17 protein-coding genes and 1 pseudogene are annotated in these 16,615 nt (G+C 73.3%); 10 read left to right on the top strand and 8 right to left on the bottom strand.

Annotated features, from left to right (window positions below):
* Positions 1-6 precede the first annotated feature (6 nt).
* The 5 genes from AC0OLQ_RS06060 (at position 7) to AC0OLQ_RS06040 (ending at position 5,275) form a co-directional block, all read left to right on the top strand.
* Entirely contained in the window at positions 7-1,443 is a 1,437-nt protein-coding gene (locus AC0OLQ_RS06060; protein ID WP_357337310.1) for a gamma-aminobutyraldehyde dehydrogenase, read from the top strand.
* A gap of 3 nt (positions 1,444-1,446) precedes the next feature.
* Entirely contained in the window at positions 1,447-2,715 is a 1,269-nt protein-coding gene (gene gabT, locus AC0OLQ_RS06055; protein WP_484530521.1) for a 4-aminobutyrate--2-oxoglutarate transaminase, read from the top strand.
* 267 nt (positions 2,716-2,982) lie between these two features.
* Complete coding sequence (locus tag AC0OLQ_RS06050) at positions 2,983-3,387, top strand: GntR family transcriptional regulator (protein ID WP_484530520.1); 405 nt, start codon at positions 2,983-2,985, stop codon at positions 3,385-3,387.
* An 11-nt stretch (positions 3,388-3,398) separates the two neighbouring features.
* Positions 3,399-4,289, top strand: a complete 891-nt coding sequence (locus AC0OLQ_RS06045) for an ABC transporter ATP-binding protein (RefSeq protein WP_484530519.1) — start codon at positions 3,399-3,401, stop codon at positions 4,287-4,289.
* On the top strand, positions 4,286-5,275 hold the full coding sequence (locus AC0OLQ_RS06040; RefSeq protein ID WP_484530518.1) for an ABC transporter permease: 990 nt from the start codon (positions 4,286-4,288) through the stop codon (positions 5,273-5,275). The genes AC0OLQ_RS06045 and AC0OLQ_RS06040 overlap by 4 nt, the downstream gene beginning before the upstream one ends.
* 64 nt (positions 5,276-5,339) lie before the next feature.
* Here AC0OLQ_RS06040 and AC0OLQ_RS06035 read toward each other — a convergent pair whose 3' ends face one another.
* The 6 genes from AC0OLQ_RS06035 to AC0OLQ_RS06010 all read right to left on the bottom strand — a co-directional run bounded on the left by AC0OLQ_RS06035 (position 5,340) and on the right by AC0OLQ_RS06010 (position 11,798).
* On the bottom strand, positions 5,340-6,026 hold the full coding sequence (locus AC0OLQ_RS06035; RefSeq protein WP_484530517.1) for an RlpA-like double-psi beta-barrel domain-containing protein: 687 nt from the start codon (positions 6,024-6,026) through the stop codon (positions 5,340-5,342).
* A gap of 81 nt (positions 6,027-6,107) precedes the next feature.
* Positions 6,108-6,743, bottom strand: coding sequence for a M15 family metallopeptidase (locus AC0OLQ_RS06030; RefSeq protein ID WP_484530516.1), 636 nt, complete (start codon positions 6,741-6,743; stop codon positions 6,108-6,110).
* Positions 6,740-7,861, bottom strand: coding sequence for a D-alanine--D-alanine ligase family protein (locus AC0OLQ_RS06025; protein ID WP_484530515.1), 1,122 nt, complete (start codon positions 7,859-7,861; stop codon positions 6,740-6,742). The genes AC0OLQ_RS06030 and AC0OLQ_RS06025 overlap by 4 nt, the downstream gene beginning before the upstream one ends.
* Complete coding sequence (locus AC0OLQ_RS06020) at positions 7,858-9,981, bottom strand: pyridoxal-phosphate dependent enzyme (protein WP_484530514.1); 2,124 nt, start codon at positions 9,979-9,981, stop codon at positions 7,858-7,860. Before AC0OLQ_RS06020 ends, AC0OLQ_RS06025 begins: the two co-directional genes overlap by 4 nt.
* A gap of 99 nt (positions 9,982-10,080) precedes the next feature.
* The gene (locus tag AC0OLQ_RS06015; RefSeq protein WP_484530513.1) at positions 10,081-11,136 is read right to left on the bottom strand and encodes a sensor histidine kinase; all 1,056 of its coding nucleotides are present in this window, start codon (positions 11,134-11,136) and stop codon (positions 10,081-10,083) included.
* Positions 11,133-11,798: a response regulator transcription factor gene (locus AC0OLQ_RS06010; protein ID WP_484530512.1), complete on the bottom strand. Its 666-nt coding sequence runs from the start codon at positions 11,796-11,798 to the stop codon at positions 11,133-11,135. The genes AC0OLQ_RS06015 and AC0OLQ_RS06010 overlap by 4 nt, the downstream gene beginning before the upstream one ends.
* A gap of 172 nt (positions 11,799-11,970) precedes the next feature.
* Here AC0OLQ_RS06010 and AC0OLQ_RS06005 point away from each other — a divergent pair, with 172 nt between their 5' ends.
* From AC0OLQ_RS06005 to AC0OLQ_RS05985, 5 genes and pseudogenes are all read left to right on the top strand, one after another.
* Positions 11,971-12,129 (top strand): hypothetical protein, encoded by a 159-nt coding sequence (locus AC0OLQ_RS06005; protein WP_484530511.1) that lies wholly within the window; start codon positions 11,971-11,973, stop codon positions 12,127-12,129.
* A pseudogene (locus AC0OLQ_RS06000) lies at positions 12,122-13,404 on the top strand (GAF domain-containing protein). Before AC0OLQ_RS06005 ends, AC0OLQ_RS06000 begins: the two are co-directional and overlap by 8 nt.
* A gap of 41 nt (positions 13,405-13,445) precedes the next feature.
* On the top strand, positions 13,446-14,951 hold the full coding sequence (gene adh / locus AC0OLQ_RS05995; protein ID WP_484530510.1) for an aldehyde dehydrogenase: 1,506 nt from the start codon (positions 13,446-13,448) through the stop codon (positions 14,949-14,951).
* A complete protein-coding gene (locus tag AC0OLQ_RS05990) occupies positions 14,951-15,298 on the top strand; it encodes a DUF779 domain-containing protein (protein ID WP_357337223.1) in 348 nt (115 codons plus the stop codon). Before adh ends, AC0OLQ_RS05990 begins: the two co-directional genes overlap by 1 nt.
* Positions 15,299-15,398: 100 nt before the next feature.
* On the top strand, positions 15,399-15,842 hold the full coding sequence (locus AC0OLQ_RS05985; RefSeq protein WP_484530509.1) for a hypothetical protein: 444 nt from the start codon (positions 15,399-15,401) through the stop codon (positions 15,840-15,842).
* Positions 15,843-15,911: 69 nt separating this feature from the next.
* On the opposite strand, the gene AC0OLQ_RS05980 is transcribed toward AC0OLQ_RS05985, so the two are convergent.
* Together AC0OLQ_RS05980 and AC0OLQ_RS05975 are read right to left on the bottom strand one after the other, a co-directional pair.
* Complete coding sequence (locus AC0OLQ_RS05980) at positions 15,912-16,223, bottom strand: helix-turn-helix domain-containing protein (protein ID WP_357337218.1); 312 nt, start codon at positions 16,221-16,223, stop codon at positions 15,912-15,914.
* Entirely contained in the window at positions 16,220-16,501 is a 282-nt protein-coding gene (locus tag AC0OLQ_RS05975) for a type II toxin-antitoxin system RelE/ParE family toxin (protein WP_484530508.1), read from the bottom strand. The genes AC0OLQ_RS05980 and AC0OLQ_RS05975 overlap by 4 nt, the downstream gene beginning before the upstream one ends.
* Between the last annotated feature and the right edge of the window lie 114 nt (positions 16,502-16,615).

Below are 16,615 nucleotides of genomic sequence, written 5' to 3'. Positions count from 1 at the left end.
CTTCTGATGAGCGATCAGCAGCAGCTGCGCAACTTCGTCAACGGCGAGTACGTCGACCCGGTGGACGGCGGGTACGCCGACCTGATCGACCCGTGCACCGGCGAGGTCTTCGCCCAGGCGCCGGTCTCCGGGGCGGCGGACGTGGACGCGGCGATGAAGGCGGCCGCCGCCGCGTTCGAGACCTGGCGGGACGCCACCCCGGGCGAGCGGCAGAAGGCGCTGCTCAAGCTCGCCGACGCGGTGGAGGCCCGGGCGGCCGAGCTGGTCGACGCCGAGGTCCGCAACACCGGCAAGCCGCGCCAGCTCACCGCGGACGAGGAGCTGCCGCCGGCGGTGGACCAGTTCCGGTTCTTCGCCGGGGCGGCCCGCCTGCTGGAGGGGCGCTCGGCCGGGGAGTACATGGCCGGGCACACCTCGTACGTGCGGCGCGAGCCGATCGGCGTCTGCGCCCAGGTGACGCCCTGGAACTACCCGCTCATGATGGCGGTCTGGAAGATCGCCCCGGCCCTGGCGGCCGGCAACACGGTGGTGCTGAAGCCGTCCGACACCACTCCGGTGTCGACGTTGCTGCTGGCCGAGATCGCCTCCGAGTTCCTCCCGCCGGGCGTGTTCAACGTGGTTTGCGGTGACCGGGACACCGGCCGGGCGCTGGTTTCCCACCCGACCCCGCAGTTCGTGTCGATCACCGGTTCGACCCGGGCCGGCATGGAGGTCGCCGCGGCGGCCGCGCCGGACCTCAAGCGGACCCACCTGGAGCTGGGCGGCAAGGCCCCGGTGGTGATCTTCGACGATGCGGACGTGGCGGCGGCGGCCGAGGCGATCGCGGTGGGCGGCTACTTCAACGCCGGCCAGGACTGCACCGCCGCGACCCGGGTGCTGGCCGGGCCGGGTATCCACGACGACTTCGTGGCCGCCCTCGCCGAGCAGGCGCGCAACACGAAGACCGGCGCGCCGGACGACGAGGACGTGCTCTACGGCCCGCTGAACAACGCCAACCAGCTCAGCCGGGTACGCGGCTTCGTGGACCGGCTGCCGGACCACGCGAACCTGGAGACCGGTGGCTCCCAGCTCGGCGAGCGCGGCTACTTCTACGCCCCGACCGTGGTCTCCGGGGTCCGCCAGGCCGACGAGATCATCCAGGACGAGGTGTTCGGCCCGGTCATCACCGTGCAGCGCTTCTCCGACGAGGACGAGGCGGTGCGCTGGGCCAACGGCGTCGACTACGGCCTCTCCGCCTCGGTGTGGACGAAGGACCACGGCCGGGCCATGCGGATGACCCGCCGGCTGGACTTCGGCTGCGTCTGGGTGAACACCCACATCCCGTTCGTCTCGGAGATGCCGCACGGCGGCTTCAAGCACTCCGGGCACGGCAAGGACCTCTCGGTCTACAGCCTGGAGGACTACACCCGGATCAAGCACGTCATGCACAACATCGAGGGCTGACCGATGTCGAGCGAGGAACTGCACAAGCGGCGCGGGGCGGCCGTCGCCCGGGGCGTCGGCAGCACGATCACCTCCTACGTCGACCGGGCGGGCGGCGGGACGATCACCGACGTCGACGGGCGGGAGTGGATCGACTTCGCGGCGGGCATCGCGGTCGCCAACGTGGGCAACGCCGCACCGAGGGTGGTCGAGGCGGTACGTGCGCAGGTCGAGCGCTTCACCCACACCTGCTTCATGGTCGCGCCCTACGAGTCGTACGTGGCGGTCTGCGAGCAGCTCAACGCGCTGACCCCGGGCGACTTCGAGAAGCGCTCCGCGCTGTTCAACTCCGGCGCGGAGGCGGTGGAGAACGCCGTGAAGATCGCCCGGCACGCCACCGGGCGGCCGGCCGTGGTGGCCTTCGACCACGCGTACCACGGCCGGACCAACCTGACCATGGCGCTGACCGCGAAGAACATGCCGTACAAGCACCGGTTCGGGCCGTTCGCCGGGGAGGTCTACCGGGTGCCGATGTCGTACCCGCTGCGCGACGGCGGCCTCGACGGGGCGACCGCCGCGGCGCGGGCCGTCGAGATGATCGAGAAGCAGGTGGGCGCCGAGAACGTGGCGGCGCTGCTGATCGAGCCGATCCAGGGCGAGGGCGGTTTCGTGGTGCCGGCCGAGGGGTTCCTGCCGGCGCTGCGCGAGTGGGCGACCGCCACCGGGGTGGTGTTCGTCGCCGACGAGATCCAGACCGGCTTCTGCCGGACCGGCGACTGGTTCGCCTGCCAGCACGAGGGCGTCGAGCCGGACCTGGTCACCCTGGCCAAGGGCATCGCGGGCGGGCTGCCCCTCGCCGCGGTCACCGGCCGGGCCGAGCTGATGGACGCGGTGCACGTCGGCGGCCTCGGCGGGACCTACGGCGGCAACCCGATCGCCTGCGCGGCCGCGCTGGCGGCCATCGAGACCATGCACGAGCTGGACCTGGCCGCCGCCGCCCGGCGGATCGGCGCGGTCATGGTCGAGCGGCTGCGCGCCATCGCCGCCCGCGACCCGCGCGTCGCCGAGGTGCGCGGCCGCGGCGCGATGCTCGCCGTGGAGATCGTCCAGCCCGGCACGCTGACCCCGGACCCGGCCGCCACGGCGGCGATCTCGGCGGCCTGCCACGCGGCCGGGCTGCTGACCCTCACCTGCGGCACCTACGGAAACGTGCTGCGCTTCCTGCCTCCGCTCGTCATCTCCGACGACGAGCTGGCCCGGGGCCTGGGCATCCTGGACGCGGCCGTCGGCTGACCGGCGGTCAGCCGGTGTACGTGGAACACCATGGGTCTCGATCCCCCCAGGAGCGACCCATGGTGTTCCACCCCAGCCGCCCATCCACTCCTCGACGGTCCGCCACACCGCGGCGACATCGTCGATTCGCTCGTCCTGCAGCGCCGCGACCTCGCTGACGAACGCCGGCACGGCGTCCCTCCGGCACGTCCAATCCTCCACAGGGGTCCCCACCACGACTGTCCTGTTCTATAGTCCTACTGTCGTAGGACAATAGAAGGGCGTCGCGTGATCGAGTTCGTACTGGACGGCCGGTCCAAGGTGAACACCTATGTGCAGCTGATCCAGCAGGTCAAACAGGCCCTGCGGGTGGGGCTGCTGACGCCTGGCGACCAGTTGCCGAAGGTCCGCGACGTCGCGCAGTCGCTGGCCATCAACCCGAACACGGTGCTGAAGGCGTACCGCGAGCTGGAGATCGAAGGCCTGGTCGAGGGACGCCCCGGCGTCGGCACCTTCGTCCGTCGGACCCTCGCCGGCTCGTCGCTGGCCGATCAGGCCGAGCTTCGTGCGGAGCTGGTGTCCTGGCTGCACCGCGCCCGCGCCGCCGGGCTCACCCCGGAAGACGTCACCGCCCTGGTCGAGACCACCATGCGGGCCGGCACGACGCGCGCCCAACCCGCCTCAGCAGGATGAAAGGACAGCCGATGGAGATCGCGCTGGAGGCCGAGCAGCTCGGCAAACGGTACGGAAGAACCTGGGCGCTGCGCGACTGCTCGCTGCGCCTGCCCGCCGGGCGGATCGCCGCCCTCGTCGGCCCCAACGGGGCCGGCAAGAGCACCCTGCTGCACCTCGCGGTCGGCCTGCTGCGGCCGGACGCCGGCACGGTGCGGATCTTCGGCGAGGCGCCGTACGCCAACCCGTCGGTGCTGCCGGAGATCGGCTTCGTCGCCCAGGACACCCCGCTCTACCGGGACTTCACCGCCGCCGAGCTGGTGGAGCTGGGCCGCCGGATGAACAAGCGCTGGGACGGGGCGCTCGCCCGCAACCGGCTGGCCCAGCTCGGCATCCCGCCGAAGCTGCCCGTCGGCAAGCTGTCCGGTGGCCAGCGGGCGCAGGTCGCGCTGGCGCTCGCACTCGCGAAGCGGCCCCGGCTGCTGCTCCTCGACGAACCGGTCGCCAGCCTCGATCCGCTGGCGCGCCGGGAGTTCCTGCAGTCGCTGATGGGCAGCGTCGCCGACTCCGAGACGACCGTGCTGCTCTCCTCGCACCTGCTGGCCGACTTGGAACGGGTCTGCGACTACCTGGTCGTGCTGCAGGCCGCCCGGGTGCACCTGGTGGGCGCGGTCGACGACCTGGTCGCCGCACACCGGCAGCTGGTCGGGCCCCGGCACGGCGGCGAACCGATCGAGGGGGTCGACGCCGTGGTCCGGGCGAGCCACACCGCCCGGCAGTCAACGCTGCTGGTCCGTACGAACGGCGGTGCCCTTTCTCCGGAGTGGACGGTGCACGACGTGACGCTGGAGGACCTCGTGCTGGCGCACCTCGCCGAGGGCGAGACCACCACGAGCCACACGGCCTGGGAGGTGCCGGCATGATCTGGCTGGCCTGGCGGCAGCACCGCAAGCAGTTGCTCTTCACCCTCCTCGGCTTCGCCGCGCTGGCGGCCCTGATGGTCCCGATCGGCCTGTCGATGCGGCACAGCTTCACCGAGCTCGGGCTGCCCGACTGCGTCAGTCAGCTGGCGCGTTCGGACGTCGACCAGGCCACCGCGCACGGCTGTGAGTCGGGGTTCCACCAGTTCACCAACCGGTACGCCAGCTTGAACCTGGTGGCGGTCCTGCTCGTCGTCCTGCCGGTGATCGTCGGCCTGTTCTGGGGCGCCCCGCTGGTCGCCCGGGAGGTGGAGCAGGGCACGCACCGGTTCGCCTGGACGCAGGGCGTCGGCCGGACGCGGTGGGCCCTGGTGAAGTTCGGCCTGGCTGTCGTGGTCACGGTGACCCTGGCAATCGGCTACGGACTGGGCATGGCCTGGTGGGTCAGCCCGCTGACCCAGGCCGCGCACGAGGGCCGCCTCGGCTTCATCGTCTTCGACCTGCAGGGCATCGCCCCGATCGGCTACACCCTCTTCGCGGTGGCGCTCGGAATCTTCGCCGGCACCCTGTGGCGCCGGATGCTGCCCGCCATGGGCGTCACCCTGGCCGCGTTCATCGGGGTCCGGGCGGCGGTGGCGATCCTGGCCAGACCGCACTACCAGCCCGCCCGCACCCTCACCTTCCCGATCGAGGGGGCCGATCCGCTGCAGGAGGACCGGGGCAACTGGGTCCTCTCCAGCGGTGTGCGCGACGCCGACGGGAAGATGCTGGCGGCCGACACCCGGATCATGTGCCCGCCGGGCGGCCAGGCACCGGACGGCGGCCGCTGCGGGGCTGATATCGGCGCCGGACCCGGCGCCTACAACTGGGAGCTCTACCAGCCGGCGGACCGGTTCTGGCTGTTCCAGTGGATCGAGACCGGCATCTTCGTCGCCCTCGCCGCCCTCCTGCTCTACCTCGCCGTACGCCGGATCCGCCGGATCGCCTGAGCGGCCCGGCCCTGCCCGGTGGAACGCCACGGCGCACCCGCCCTGGCGTTCCACCGGGCACCGGTCAGCGCAGCAGTTCGACGGTGTTGCGCCGGACCAGGTTCTTGCCGGGCTCCCGGATCAGGTCCATCGCCGCGGCGTTGAGCAGCACGCAACTGCCCGACGGGCCGGTCACCGTCACGGTCGCCGCCTTGCCGTTGTCCAGGTTGGTCACCCGCAGCCGGGTACCCACCGGAAACTGCCCGCTCGTGGCGGCCGGCGCCCCGCCCTCGGCCGAGAACGTGATCGCCCCGGCGCATGCGCTGCCGACGGGCGCGCCGCCGGGCTGGGCGTTGCCCGGCCGGGCCTCACCCGCCGGGGCGCCGCCACCCGGCCGGGCCGCGCCGGGCGCCGGGGCTCCGCCGTCCAGGCGTTCCACCACGTTGCGCCGGATCACGTTCTTGCCCGGCTCCCGAACCAGGTCCATCGCCGCGGCGTTGAGCAGCACGCAACTGCCCGACGGGCCGGTCACCGTCACCGTGGCGACCTTGCCGTTGTCGAGGTTGGTCACCCGCAGCCGGGTGCCCACCGGGAACCGGTCGCTGGTCGCCGCCGGCGCCCCGCCCTCCGCCGAGAAGGTCACCGACCCCGCACAGGCCGACTGCCCGGCGGGGGTGGTCTCCGCGAACCCCATCCCCGTGCCCACCGCGACGACCGCCGAGGCGGCCAGTGTCACGGTCGCCGCCAGCACGTGCTTGCGCTGCACCTTCACGTTGTCTCTCCCGTCGTCCGGTGGTCTCGTACGACGCCTGGTACGGACGGAAGGGCCGGACCGTTCAGCCGGGACGGCAGATCACAACGGACCGTAACGGGTGTGCGGCGCTCCGGTGAGCAGCGCCCAGTACCGGTCGCCGTAGGACCAGTGCCACCACTCGGTCGGATAGTTCACGAGCCCCGCCCCGCTCAGCGCGGCCACCAGGACCTGCCGGTTCCGCCAGGCGCTCACCGGGATGTGCCGGGCCGCGGTGAAGCAGGCGTCGGCGCTCTCCTCGGGGGTGGCGTCGAGGGCGGTGCCCATCTCCAACTCGACCCCATCGGTGTCACAGAGGGTGAGGTCGACCGCGCCGCCGGTGCTGTGCGGCGCCACCTCGACCGGCGAGACGAACTTGGTGGTCTCCCGGTGCAGCCGCTCCGCCGACCAGTCCGGGTAGCGCCGGCGCAGCTCGTCCCGGTAGCCGGTGAAGATGTCGAGCTGCGCCCGGTACGGCCGGTACCCCTCCACGACCAGCAGGCGCAGGCCGGCCGGCAGCGCGCGCTGCGCGGCCAGCAACCGGTCCGCGACCCCGCGCCGCACCCGGGCGTACGCCCCGGCGGGGTCGGCGGCCCGGCTGTCCAGCCGCAGCTCCGGCAGTTCCCGCAGGTCGACCAGCGGTTCGCCGTCGTCCCGGCTGGACACCGCCGCGACCCGGGGGTCGGAGAGCAGGATCACGCCGCACCGCCTCGGGGCCGGGCCGCGTGCCGGGTGAAGGCGAGCGCGACCAGCCGGTCCACCACCTCGGGGTAGTCGACGCCGGACTCGGCCCACACCTTCGGATACATCGAGTGCGCGGTGAAGCCGGGCAGGGTATTCAGCTCGTTGACGAACAGGTCGCCGGCCGTCTCGTCGTAGAGGAAGTCGACCCGGGCCAGCCCCCAGCCGCCGATCGCCGTGAAGGCCCGGACGGACAGCTCCCGGATCCGCTCGGTGACCTCGTCGGGCAGCGGCGCCGGGACGATCATCGGATCCGCGTCGCCGAAGTACTTCTGCCGGTAGTCGAACCAGCCGCCCGCGACCCGGACCTCGCCGACCGCCGACGCCTCCGGCCGCCAGCCGCCCAGCACGCCGCACTCCAGCTCCCGGCCGGTCACCCCCTGCTCGACCAGCACCACGTGGTCGTGCCGGAGCGCCTCCTCGACCGCCGCCGCCAGGTCGTCGCCCTCGGCCACGCGGGAGATGCCGATGGAGGAGCCCATCCGGGCCGGCTTGACGAACAGCGGCCGGCGCAGCCCGACGACCAGCTTCTCCGGGTCCTCCGCGGCCCGCCAGGCCGGCGCGTCGAACCAGACGTGCGGGGTGGTCGGGACCCCCTCGGCCCGCAGCGCCCGCTTCATCGCCACCTTGTCCATCCCGACGGCGGAGGCGAGGATGCCGCACCCGACGTACGGCACCCCGAGCGATTCGAGCAGCCCCTGCACCACGCCGTCCTCGCCGTACGGGCCGTGCAGCACTGGGAAGACCACATCCAGCTCGGCGTGCACCGCCCCGGGCGCGTCGGCCGCGGTGACCGCGACGGTGCCGGCGCGCGCCCCGGCCCGCAGCTCCACGGCCGGGCCAGTCACCGGCAGCCGGTCGTCGATGGCCCGCCCGGCACCCACGCTCCCGCAGCGCTCGGCCAGCACCGACTCCGGCACCAGCCGCATCCCGCCGGTCCGGGTGATCCCGAGCGCCACCACCTGGTGGCCCCGCTGGACCAGGGCCCGGGCGACGCCGAGCCCGGAGGCGCAGGAGACCTCGTGCTCCGCCGACGGGCCACCGAACAGGACTCCGATCCGAACCGCAGCGCTCACGCCGCCACCCCTTCCATCCGTGCCGGGTCGGCGACGGGTCCGGTCGCCAACCGGGCGACCAGTTCCGCCTCGACATTGCCGCCGGTCAGCACCACGCCGACCGTCCGGTACCGCCCCCGCTCCCCGCCGTCGGGGTCGCCCGGGTGGGCCGCCAGCCGCAGCGCGCCGGCCAGCCCGGCCGCCCCGGACGGCTCGACGAGCACCTTCAGCTCCAGCAGGAGCAGCCGGAACGCCTCGGCGATCGCCTCGTCGTCGACCCGGACGACGCCCCGGACGGCGTCCCGCGCCACCGCGAACGGCAGGTCGCCGACGCAGCCCGGGCGGAGCCCGTCGGCGATGGTGGGCGCCGGGACGACCGGCGTCGGCCGGCCGGCGGCGAGACTGCGGGCCAGCGAGTCGCAGCCGACCGGCTCGACCCCGTACACCGCGATCGGGGTGCCGTCGGCGGCCAGGCAGGCGCCCGCCACGCCGCCGCCCCCGCCCACGGGCACCACCAGCGCGTCCAGCGGGGTGCCGGCGCGCTCCGCCTCCTCGATCAGCTCCAGACTGGCGCTGCCCTGCCCGGCCACCACGTCCGGGTGGTCGTACGCGTCGACCAAGGGGTGACCGTCGGCGGCGGCGAACTGCCGGGCGGCGGCCAGCCGCTCCTCGACGGTGCTGCCGGCGAGGACCACCCGCGCCCCCGCCGCCCGGGCCCGGGCCACCTTGACCGGCGCGGCGTCGACCGGCAGCACCACGGTCGCGGCCAACCCGTGCCGGCGGGCCGCCAGCGCCACCGCCACCGCGTGGTTGCCGGTGCTCTGCGCGACCACCCCGGTGTGGCCGGCCGCGGCGAGCCGGCCCACCGCCAGCATCGCGCCGCGCATCTTGTACGAACCGCCGGTCTGGAGGTTCTCCGCCTTCAGCAGGATCCGGGCGCCGGCCAGCCGGTCGATCGCCGGGCTGTTCAGCACCGGGGTACGCACCACCCGGCCGGACAACCACCGGGCGGCCTCCTCGACGCTGGCCCGGTCCGGCAGGGCCGGGGCGTGGCTGGGGGACATGGTCTCTCCCTCTCGGTTGTGGTCGGTGCCGGCGCGGCGCGGCAGGTCGAACAGCCAACGCGCGCCGGCCGCCGTGAGCCCGCGGTGGACGGCCAGGCTGAGCGCCAGCACCACCGCGGTGAGCAGGACCGGGTAGGCGGCCATCAGCAACGCCCGCCCCGGTCGGTTCAGGTCGGCGACCGGGCCGGCCAGGAAGCCGTGCAGCAGCGCCAGCACCGGCATGTGGATCACGTAGATCGGCAGCGTCCGCCGGCCGAGCCGGGCGAGCGCCCCGCCGACCGCCCCGAGCCGGGCCATCCGGGCCGCGGCGGTGACCCCGAACGCCACCGCGACGACCGACACCAGCAGCCGGACGCCGGGCCAGCCTTCGGCCCCGGCCGTCGCCATGGCGGCCAACGCGACGGCGTACGCCGTCCCGGTCGCGGCCAGTCGGCGGGTGGTCGCGCCCTCCGCCCAGCGCTGGAGGTACGGCCGCAGGTGCACGCCGGCCAGGAAGAACACCAGGTTCTGGTAGACCTGCCCCCGGTTGCCCGGGCTGTCCAGCAGGCCCGTGGCCGCCACGGCGGAGAGCGCGCCCGACGCCGCGAGCAGCACCGCCGGGTGGACCCGGCGCAGCGCCTTGGCCAGCGCGAAGTAGAGCGCCAGCGCGTACAGGTACCAGAGGTTGGAGGGCGTGACGGTGAGCTGGGCCAGCAGGCCGCCGAGGCTGGTGGCCCGGTCGGTCGGGAAGTCCGGCACGAGGGCCAGCAGGGCGGTGTGGATCAGCAGCCAGGTCGCGTAGAGGTAGAGGTTCCGCGCGATCCGCGGACGGCCGGCCACCCGCCAGGGCCGGGCGACGGCGTTCGCCGCGAAGATCCCGGAGAGGGTGAAGAAGAGCGGCATCCGCAGCGGGAGCAGTTGCTCGCCGAGCAGCCCCCAGGCGCCCGGCACGGGCAGGTCGATCCGCCAGTCGATCCGCAGGTAGTGCTTGACGATCACGTGCCAGAGCACCACGAGGATGATGCAGGCACCCTTGGCCACGTCGGCCCAGACCGCCCGGCCGGCCGGCGGCGCGGCCTGATCGGTACGGGTCGGCACGGGGTCTCCTCTCCGGCGGCGCACGCCGTCGGTCGCTTTCGGGCAGGTGGTATCGCGGGATGCCGCGAGGGCGGCTCCCGAAGGTCTGCGAAGGGTGGGTCAGCGCAGGGCGGGTAGCTGGACGTCGACCCGCAGGCCGCCGTCCTCGCCGGGGCGGGCGGCGATGATGCCGTCGTGCGCCTGGGTGATCGAGCGGGCGATGGCCAGGCCGAGTCCGGCCCCGCCGCCCTGGTTGGTCCGGTCGCGGGCCAGGCGCCGGAAGGGTTCGAAGAGACCGGCGACCGCCTCGCCCGGGACGGTCTGGCCGGTGTTGGTGACGGTCAGCGCCGGGTCCCCGCCGACGGTGACGGTGAGCCGGCCGCCCGGCCGGTTGTACTTGATTCCGTTCTCCACCAGGTTGCCGATCAGGCGTTCCAGCAGCACCCGCTCGCCGGGCACGATCCGGGGCACGAGCCGGCTCTCCACCGTCACGCCGGCCTCGGCCGCCCGGTCCCCGTACGCGGCCAACACGGTGGTGACGATCTCGTCGAGGCGCTGCGGGGTGGAGGAGCGCAACCCCTGGTCGCTCTCGCTGAGCGCGAGCAGGCCCTCGATGAGCCGCTCGTTGCGCTCGTTGGTGGCCAGCAGCTGGGCGGTGAGTAGGTCGAGCTGCTCGCCGGTGAGCGACTGGGCCATGCCGACCTCGATCAGCGTCCGCTGCACCGCCAGCGGCGTACGCAGCTCGTGCGAGGCGTTGGCGGCGAACCGCCGCTGCCCCTCGTAGCCGGCCGTGACCCGGTCCATCATGTCGTCGATGGCGCGGGCGAGCCGGGCCAGCTCGTCGCGGCTGCCCCGGCGGATCCGGTGACCCAGGTTCTGCGGCCCGAGGTCGGCGATCGGGTCGGCCAGGTCGCGCACCGGGCGCAGGCACCAGCGGGCCGCGCCCCAGAGCGCGAGCACACCGACCAGGAGGAGCAGGAGTTCGGCCAGCTGGGGAAACACGGGGATGAGCGGGCGAGCCGGCTCGCAGATCACCACGCCGACCGCCCGCAGGTCGCAGAACTCCTCGGCCCGCCACCACAGCTGGCCGAGCAGCCCCTTGCCGAGGCCGGACGAGACGTAACCGCCGAGCAGGGCCAGCACCCCGACCAGCAGGACGCGGCGGCGGGGGCTCACGCCGGCTCGCCGATCCGGTAACCGGCCTTCGGCACGGTGTGGATGATGGACGGCTGGCCGAGCTTCTTGCGCAGCGTCATCACGGTGACCCGGACCGCGTTGGTGAACGGGTCGGCGAACTCGTCCCAGGCCTGTTCCAGCAGTTCCTCGGCGCTGACCACGCCGCCCCCGGCGCGCATGAGCACGTGCAGGACGGCGAACTCCTTGGGGCTCAGGCCGAGCTGCCGCCCGTCCCGGGTGACCGTGTGCCGGGCCACGTCCAGCACCACCCCGTGCCACTGCAGCACCGGGGGCACCGCCGGTACGGACCGTCGGCCCAGCGCCTGCACCCGGGCCACCAACTCGGCGAAGGCGAACGGCTTGGTCAGGTAGTCGTCGGCGCCCAGCCCGAGGCCGGCCACCCGGTCTCGGATCCCGGCGGCGGCGGTGAGCAGCAGCACCCGGGTGCCGGCGTCGGACCCGGCGAGGCTGCGGCACACCTCGTCGCCGGTGGCGCCGGGCATGTCCCGGTCCAGCACGGCCACGTCGTACCGGTTGACGCCGATCCGCTCCAACGCACCGTCGCCGTCGTAGCAGACGTCGACCGCCATCGAGAACCGACGCAGCCCCTGGGCGACCGTGTCCGCCAGCAACCGCTCGTCGTCCGCCACCAACACCCGCACCGCTACCCGCTCCCCGTGCTTTCCTCATCCGTCCCGCATACGGTCCCAGGCAGGAGTTAAGGGTTCCGTAAGCGCCGCCGGAGCAATCCTCCACGTCGGCGGGCAGGCACAGATCCCGGTGGTGCCGTCTGGGCCTTTCGTCCCGTCCGGAGCGGCCGACGGCGGTCGAGGAGTGAGCCGGATCACCCGCGGCCAGTTCGTCGGTCCGCCGCTCCACCTCGTCGCGGCACCGGTGGCCGCCCTCGAACTTGTCATTGACAAATTTGAAGGTGGCTTGGCGTTCGGCGGTGACCTGGGTCACCATGGGCGCGAGGAGGTCGCCGATGGCTGACCCGTGGCTCGCCCTGGAATTCGGTGCCGATCCGGCGGAGCGGATCGCGCAGGTCGGCGCCGCCCACGAAGCGTTCCTCACCGCCGGCGCCACCACCGGCCGGGTCCGCGACGTGGTCCGCCGGTCGTGGGAGCGGTCCGCGCTGCTCGACCCGGAGGCCACCGCCCCGGTCGACCTCACCGACGACGCGCTGGCGAGCTACCGGGCCGCCCACCCGCTGGCCCGTGTGCTCCCCCTCTTCCGCGACCTGCTCGGCGGGATCGCGCAGGACGGTGCGCACCTGATGGCCGTCTGCGACGCGGACGGGCGGCTGCTCTGGGTGGAGGGACATCCGGGGGTGCTCCGGCACGCCGAGCGGATGAACTTCGTGCCCGGCGCCCGCTGGGACGAGGCCCACGCCGGCACCAACGCGCCCGGCACCGCGCTGGCCGTCGACCACAGCGTGCAGATCTTCGCCACCGAGCACTTCGTCCGGCCGGTGCAGCGCTGGACCTGCGCCGCCGCCCCGATCCACGACCCGGTCACCGGCCGGCTGCTCGGCGCCGTCGACATCACCGGCGGGGACCATTTGGCCACCCCGCAGAGCCTGGCCCTGGTCCGGGCCACCGCCCGGGCCGCCGAGGCGTTCCTGGCCGGCGCCGCCCCCGCCGAACCCGGCGTGCTGCACGTCGCCGCCCTCGGCCGGGACGAGGCGGAGCTGCGCGTCGGCGGCCGGCGGATCCGGCTCGGCCGGCGGCACAGCGAGCTGCTGGTGCTGCTCCTCGATCACCCCGAGGGGCGCACCGGGGAACAGCTCGGCCTCGACCTCTACGGCGACGACCGGCTGCACCCGGTCACCCTGCGCGCCGAACTGTCCCGGCTGCGCCGGGCGCTCGGCGAGGAACTGCTCGACTCGCGCCCGTACCGGCTGCGGCCGACCGTCCGCGCGGACTTCCGTACCGTCACCGAACTGCTGGAACACGGCGATCCGGCCGGGGCGCTGCGGGCGTACCCGGGCCCCTGCTGCCCGGGTCGGACGCGCCGGGAGTGGCGCGACTGCGCCGGCTGGTCGACGGCCAGCTCCGCGCGGCCGTGCTGGCCGCCGCGGACCCGGCGCTGCTCACGGCCTGGACCGCGACGCCAGCCGGGGCCGACGACCTCACCGCCTGGCAGGCCCTGGCGCGGGCGTTGCCGGCGGGCGCGCCGCGCCGGCCGCTCGCCCTCGCCCGGGCCCGCCAGCTCGCTGAGGAGTACGACCTGCCGCGCGCAACGTTGCTGCAACGTCGCGGAAACTAACGTCCTCCGCCATCCACCCCTGACGGACGGCGGAGGTACCCATGACGCGCTACAACGCCCCCACCCACTGGCAGTCCCGCTACGACCACTTCATCGGCGGCGAGTACGTGAAGCCGCACGGCGGCCGGTACTTCGAGAACCCCACCCCGGTGACCGGGCAGACCTTCTGCGAGGTGGCCCGGGGCACCGCCGAGGACGTGGAGCGGGCGCTCGACGCCGCGCACGGCGCCGCCGACGCCTGGGGCCGCACCTCGGTGGCCGAGCGGTCGCTCATCCTCAACAAGATCGCCGACCGGATGCAGGACAACCTGGAATCCCTCGCCATCGCCGAAACCTGGGAGAACGGCAAACCGGTACGCGAGACGCTGACCGCCGACATCCCGCTCGCCATCGACCACTTCCGCTACTTCGCCGGAGCGGTCCGGGCCCAGGAAGGCTCGCTCGGCGAGATCGACGACGACACCGTGGCGTACCACTTCCACGAGCCGCTCGGCGTGGTCGGGCAGATCATTCCGTGGAACTTCCCGATCCTCATGGCGGTCTGGAAGCTCGCCCCGGCGCTCGCCGCCGGCAACGCCGTGGTGCTCAAGCCGGCCGAGCAGACCCCGGCCTCGATCCACTACCTGCTCTCGCTGGTCGCCGACCTGCTCCCGCCCGGCGTGGTCAACGTGGTCAACGGCTTCGGCGTCGAGGCGGGCAAGCCGCTCGCCTCCTCGCCGCGGGTGGCGAAGGTGGCGTTCACCGGCGAGACCACCACCGGGCGGCTGATCATGCAGTACGCCAGCGAGAACATCAAACCCGTCACCCTCGAGCTGGGCGGCAAGAGCCCGAACATCTTCTTCGACGACGTCAGCGCTGCTTCCGACGACTTCCGGGACAAGGCCCTCGAAGGCTTCACGATGTTCGCCCTCAACCAGGGCGAGGTCTGCACCTGCCCGTCCCGGGCGCTGATCCAGCAGGGCCACTACTCCGACTTCCTGGCCGCCGCAGTCTCGCGGACGCAGCAGGTCAAGCAGGGGCACCCGCTGGACACCGACACGATGATCGGGGCGCAGGCCTCCAACGACCAGCTGGAGAAGATCCTCTCCTACCTGGACATCGGCCGGCAGGAGGGCGCTCGCGTCCTCACCGGCGGCTCACGGGCGGACCTCGGCGGCGAGTTGTCCGGCGGCTACTACGTCGAGCCGACGATCTTCGAGGGTGACAACTCGATGCGGATCTTCCAGGAGGAGATCTTCGGTCCGGTGGTCTCGGTGACCTCCTTCGCCGACCTGGACGACGCCGTGAAGATCGCCAACGACACCCTGTACGGCCTCGGCGCCGGTGTCTGGACCCGGGACATCAACACCGCGTACCGGGCCGGGCGGGCGATCCAGGCCGGCCGGGTCTGGACCAACTGCTACCACGCCTACCCGGCGCACGCCGCGTTCGGCGGCTACAAGCAGTCGGGCATCGGCCGGGAGAACCACAAGATGATGCTGGAGCACTACCAGCAGACCAAGAACCTGCTGGTCAGCTACTCCCCCAAGAAGCTGGGCTTCTTCTGATGGGTGACCCGGTCACCCTGACGCCCGCGGCGGCCGGCCTTATCCGGTCGCTGCGGGCGGCCCACGGCCCGATCATGTTCCACCAGTCCGGCGGCTGCTGCGACGGCAGCGCCCCGATGTGCTACCCGGCCGGCGAGTTCCGCACCGGCGGCTCCGACGTGCTGCTCGCCTCGCTGGAGGTCGAGGGCGTGCCCGAGCCGGTCGAGTTCTGGATGTCCACAGCCCAGTGGGAGCTGTGGAAACACACCCGGCTCACGGTCGACGTGGTGCCCGGCCGGGGCAGCGGCTTCTCCCTGGAGGCCCCCGAGGGCGTCCGCTTCCTCATCCGCTCCCACCTCGCCCGCTGACTGTCCGAGATCTTCCAGCTCGCCGGCACCGCACGGGTGGGATGCTGACGCCGGTCCACATCGGAGCAGCATCCCACCACCGCCAGAAAGGAGTCCGCGCATGCGCCCGGTCAGACACCCCGTGCTCGGCGGTGGCCTCGCCACGCTCGCCACCGCCGCCACGCTCGGCCTCGCGCCGGGCGCCGCCGTCGCCGCCCCGGCCCCGAGGATCTCCGTCAGCTGGTTCGGATCCGCCGACGTCCGCGCGCACACCGCCACGATCGGCGGCCGGTACGACTGCGGCGCCGAGCGGGGGCTGGCATACATCGAGGTGCACCTCGGTCAGCGGGTCCGACGCGCCTCGGTCACCGGCTTCGGTTTCGGCATGATCGGCGCGTGCACCGACGACCGCACCGCCGGGACCTGGACGGCCACCATCCCGGCCGACACGGGCGCCTTCCGCGCCGGCCCGTCCACCGCCACCGCCCGCCTCGTCGTTGAGCCGAACTCGCTCACCGAGACCACCGAACCGCTCCGCCTCGTCACCCGCTGCGCCCGGCGGTAGCGGTCAGCGGGCGACAGGCCGAGAGGGGAAGCCTCCCCGACCCGGGAGGCTCTGTCGGGCCGCCCTCGCTCAGGCGATCTGACGAAGGTCGTCGCCGTAGTCGAAGATGATGCGCAGCCTCGCGCCGAGTGCGTTCGCGTAGCGGCTCAAGGTCGCCACCTCGTTCACATCGAGGTCACCGTTCTCGATCTGGCTGACCCGGCCCGGCGTGACCCCCATGAGCTCGGCGACCTGCCGCTGGGTGAGCCCCAACCGCTTGCGCTCCTCGGCCAGGTGGAAGGCGCTCACCCACGCCTCGGTCCGGGCCCGCTCCGCCTCGTAGGCCGCGTCGTCGCCGCCCAGTTCGGCACGGACCTCGTCCCAGTCGTAGAACTCCGTCACGACTCCCCCCTTCGCTCGCGCTCATTGTCGAGCCAAGCCTTGTATGCAACCTCCGCCACCGGGATGTTCTGCTGATACCACCGGCTCCAGTTGCACGCCTTGTTACCCGCGATGAGGAGCACCGCCTGCGACCACGGGTCGAAGACGAACAACACGCGGATCGCCACCTCGCGGCCGGATCGGGGGCGAAGCTCCTTGAGGTTGCTGATGCTGCTGCCGCGCAGCGTGTCCACGAGAGGCCGGCCCAGGCCGGGGCCGACCTCGGCCAGCCGGTCCACGGCGACCCGGACGCTCTCCTACGAGGCGGGATCACTCCGCCGCAGGTCACGCAGCCACCGGCGGACCTCGCCGGTCACCCGGACCGCCCACCGTCCCCCATCAGCGCCCATGAC

The organism is Micromonospora sp. Utrum1 (assembly GCF_057197805.1).
The sequence above is the reverse complement of the archived record's forward strand: the minus strand, read 5'-3'. Positions and strand labels throughout refer to the sequence as shown.